Below are 4255 nucleotides of genomic sequence, written 5' to 3'. Positions count from 1 at the left end.
CAATGTTTGGAATGGCAACCTTATCCTTGATGCCGATCTTTTTAATCTTTATTTTCTTCCAGCGTTATCTGGTGGAAGGTATTGCTACTTCGGGATTAAAAGGTTAAATCCGATTATTACTTACAGTTATCTTAACTAAAGATTAACTGAATTGAATTATTTATTTTAAAAATTAACTTAAATCGTAATTTGACTTTGTTAATAGGAGCTGATAAAAGATGAACAAAATAGAAAAAGGCTCATTCACTCTGCCAGGTGAGGCAGGATATGAAGATTTAACACTTGAATTAGCAGAAAAATGGGGAGCAGATGTCATCAGGGATAGTGATGGCACTGCTCTTTCTGAAGATATCACCTCAGCAGATTTTGATATTTACTCCACTCTCTGCATAATTCGAGCTGATAATCAGTGGGCTAAAAAAAATATGGACAAATTACAGCAGAATTTTTTAATGACTGATCCTGTGCTGGCTGTAGAGAATAAATTAGAAATTAAACTTTTAGATGGTTTTTTTGAACAGCAGTTTAAAGTTAATTATAACAATGATCCCAAAAAATGGTGGCAGGTGTATGATAGAACTGCAGATCAGGAGGTAGCAGAAGCCAACTGGAGTTATCAGCAGGAAAAAAATTCTGTAACTATAAAAAATACAATCAAAGGTCATAAATATACAGTTAATTTTCTAGCCTATAGAACCTGGGAAGCAATTTCAATGTACAATCATATAACAAATGACTGGGGAGATCGTGAGCACCTGATGCCGGTGGATCCAATTTATCCGGAAAGTCAGAAGCATTTGCTTGAGTATTTAGAAAAATGGCTGCAGGAACATCCACAGACTGATGTTGTCCGCTTTACTTCCATGTTTTATAATTTCTGCTGGTTCTGGGGAGATGATAAGGATTTTAGATTCAGATATTCTGACTGGGGATCTTATGATTTTACAGTGAGTCCTTATGCTTTACAGAAGTTTGAAGAAGAAAGAGGTTATCAGCTGCAGTCAGAAGATTTTATTAACAAAGGTTATTATAATTCTACTCATAATGTGTCGGGTAAAAAATATCAGGAATGGATGGATTTTGTCAACGAATTTGTAGTTGATTTTGGCAGTCAGCTGATAGATCTGGTTCACAAATATGACAAAAAGGCCTATGTGTTTTATGATGATCACTGGATAGGAATCGAACCCTATGGAAAAAGGTTTGAAGAATTTGGCTTTGATGGCTTGATTAAATGTGTATTTAATGCTTTTGAAGCCAGAAAATGTGCCGGTGTTGACGAAGTAGATGTGCATGAATTAAGGCTGCATCCCTATCTTTTTCCTACCGGGCTGACAGGAGAACCTACTTTTAAAGAGGGTGGAGATCCAACGCTGGATACAAAAAATTACTGGCTTAATGTCAGGAGAGCTCTGCTGAGGGCAAAGATTGACAGAATTGGACTTGGTGGCTATCTGCATCTGGTAGAAGAATTTCCGGATTTTGTAGAATATATGGAAGAGTTGACCCAGGAATTTAGAGAAATCAAAAAACTGCACCAGGGTGATAAAGTAGAGACTGCACCTTATAAAGTTGCTGTCTTAACTTCCTGGGGTGATCTGCGTTCCTGGATCTGCAGTGGTCATCTCCATGAACATCCTGAATTATCCTTAAATCATATTCTGGAAGCACTGGCCGGCTTACCTTTTGAGGTAGAATTTATTAGTTTTGATGATATTTTAGAAAATGGAATTGCAGAAGATATCAAAGTAATAATTAATGCTGGTAAACTTGATAGTGCCTGGAGTGGCGGCAAACACTGGAAAAAGCCTGAAATTGTTACAGCTATTACTAACTGGGCCGCAGAGGGTGGAGGTTTTATTGGTGCTGCAGAACCTTCAGCAGCCAGATACAGCAGCCAGTATTTTCAGCTTTCTCATCTGCTGGGAGTAGACAGAGAAATTGGCCTTACTATTGCGCAGAACAAATATGATTATAGTATCCAGAAAGATCACTTTATTACAGAGGATCTTAAATCAGCAGAAAATTTAAATTTGGGCAAGACAACAGATAATATATATGCTCTGGATTCAAAAACAGAAGTTCTAGCTGCAGATGAGGAAACAATTAAACTGGCAGCCAGGAAATTTGGTCAGGGAAGAGGAGTATATCTAACTTCCTTTAGACATTCGATTACCAATAATCGAATGCTGCATCGAATTATAGCCTGGGCAGCAGGAGAAACTGAAGGTTTTCAAAATTGGTTGAGTATCAATCCCAATCTAGAAACAGCTTTTTTTCCAAAAAAACAGAAGCTGCTTGTAATTAATAATAGTGATCAAAGGCAGAAAAGTACTATCAACTGTCCTGACTCAAAAAAAATTGAAGTTGAAATAGCTGCCTATCAGAGTAAGATTATTAATCTAAATAAAAGAGGTGAATTCAATGGATGATAACTTTAGTTATTCTTCCTTAAATGACTTAAAAAAAGATTTATATAATAATAATCTAGATCTACCTCTTCAAAAAGATCTGGCTATTTTAAAAGAGAAGATAAAAACTAAAGGATTAAAGATTCCCAATGCGCTGGCCATCCATCCCATGGAAGGTGCAGATGCAAATGAAGATGGGACTCCTTCTGAGCTGACAAAAAGAAGATATAAGCGTTTTGCCAGGGGTGGTTCCGGTTTGATCTGGATGGAAGCACTTGCTGTCAATGAGAATGGTCGAGCTAATAAAGATCAGCTGTTTTTAAACCAGGAAAATTTAAACTCTTTTATAAATCTAATTGATTTGATAAAAACGGAGGCTGCAGCAGTTAACGGTAAAAGTCATAACCCTTATCTTGTAGCTCAGCTTACTCATTCGGGTCGATTTGGGGAGAAAAATAATATTATATTTAGAGATGAGTACCTTGATTCTGCTGCTCATCTAGATAAAGATTATCATATAATGAGTGATCGGGAGCTGGACCGGCTAAAAAATGACTATCTGCAGGCAGCAAAACTCGCCCAAAAAGCAGGTTTTGAGGCAGTAGATATTAAAAGCTGCCACCGATATCTTTTATCAGAAATCCTGGCTGCCCATAAAAGAGAAGGTAAATATGGGGGTAGTTATGAGAATAGAACCCGTTTTTTAAAAGAAGTAATTAAAGAAGTCGGGGAACAGGTAGATATTGATCTGGCTGTTAGGTTAAATATATATGATGCAATCCCTTATCCCAATGGCTGGTCCACTGATTATACAGGGAAAATGGATTTAAGAGAAAGCCAAAGACTGCTTAACGAGCTGGAGGAATTAGGAGTAAAGATTATAAATGTAACGGCAAGTACTCCCTATTTAAAACCTCATGTTAATCGTCCCTATGATCAGGGAAGTTACCAGCCGCCGGAAGCTCCCCTTAAAGGCGCAGTTCGGTTATTGAAGTTGAGCAAATTTGCTCAGGATAATTTTAGTGGAGTTGTTGTGGGTACCGGCTTCAGCTGGTTAAGGCATCTGGCTCCTTATTTGGCTGCAGGAATGATCCAGGAGGGATGGATGACAATGTCGGGTTTTGGCCGTCAGGCCTTTGCTTATCCTGATTTTGTCAGAGATATTATTAAAAATGATCAGCTTGATCAGAACAAAGTTTGTATAACCTGCAGTAAATGTGCTGAATTAAAAGCTGCCAGAAAAAAAGCAGGCTGTGTTATTAGAGATCAGGAAATTTATCTTCCCCTTTACCGCCAGTTGAAAAAATTGACTTCTTAAAAATATAGTGTTAATATTTATTTAGTATTTACTGCAGATAAAGGATTGATTTGAATGGCAATTACATTAAAGCAAATAGCAAAAGAGGCAGGGGTTTCCGAAGCCACTGCTTCACTGGCCTTAAATGATAGTGAACTGGTAAATATTAATACTAAAATGAAAATCAAAAAGATTGCCAGGGAATTAGATTATGTAGCTGATATTAGGGGTAAATCTCTGGCCAAAAAATCTTCTGATACTCTGGCTCTGATTATTGGAGCCATGGATAATCCTTTTAACGCTGAGCTGTCTCAATTTATAAAAAACTATGTTAAACAGGCAGGCTATAATCTGATTATTTGCACTACCCAGGGAAAAAAAGAAGAAGAAGAAAATTATCTTAAAGTATTAAAAAGTGGAGCGGTAGATGGAGCAATTTTTACTACTCGTTATCACTAGCATTGCATAAAAATATTTAAGAAAAGTCAAGTTCTATTTTCAGCGAAAATACTTGCTTAAAATAGAAAAACTCCTTATAATTGGGATT

Annotated in this window: 3 protein-coding genes and 1 pseudogene; all 4 read left to right on the top strand. The window is 36.9% G+C overall.

Annotated elements, in window-relative coordinates; all coding sequences use genetic code 11:
- Positions 1-107: pseudogene (locus C7958_RS16180) on the top strand (carbohydrate ABC transporter permease); the annotation flags it as partial.
- A gap of 111 nt (positions 108-218) precedes the next feature.
- The gene (gene gnpA / locus C7958_RS15385) at positions 219-2432 is read left to right on the top strand and encodes a 1,3-beta-galactosyl-N-acetylhexosamine phosphorylase (RefSeq protein ID WP_111573550.1); all 2214 of its coding nucleotides are present in this window, start codon (positions 219-221) and stop codon (positions 2430-2432) included.
- Entirely contained in the window at positions 2425-3729 is a 1305-nt protein-coding gene (locus C7958_RS15380) for an oxidoreductase (RefSeq protein ID WP_111573549.1), read from the top strand. The genes gnpA and C7958_RS15380 overlap by 8 nt, the downstream gene beginning before the upstream one ends.
- A gap of 54 nt (positions 3730-3783) precedes the next feature.
- Positions 3784-4167, top strand: a complete 384-nt coding sequence (locus C7958_RS15375) for a LacI family DNA-binding transcriptional regulator (RefSeq protein ID WP_111573548.1) — start codon at positions 3784-3786, stop codon at positions 4165-4167.
- The last annotated feature ends 88 nt before the right edge of the window (positions 4168-4255 follow it).

This window comes from Halanaerobium saccharolyticum, assembly GCF_003259895.1.
GTDB lineage: Bacteria > Bacillota > Halanaerobiia > Halanaerobiales > Halanaerobiaceae > Halanaerobium > Halanaerobium saccharolyticum_A.
Note: the sequence above shows the minus strand (reverse complement) of the source record. Positions and strands in the feature narration are given on the sequence as shown.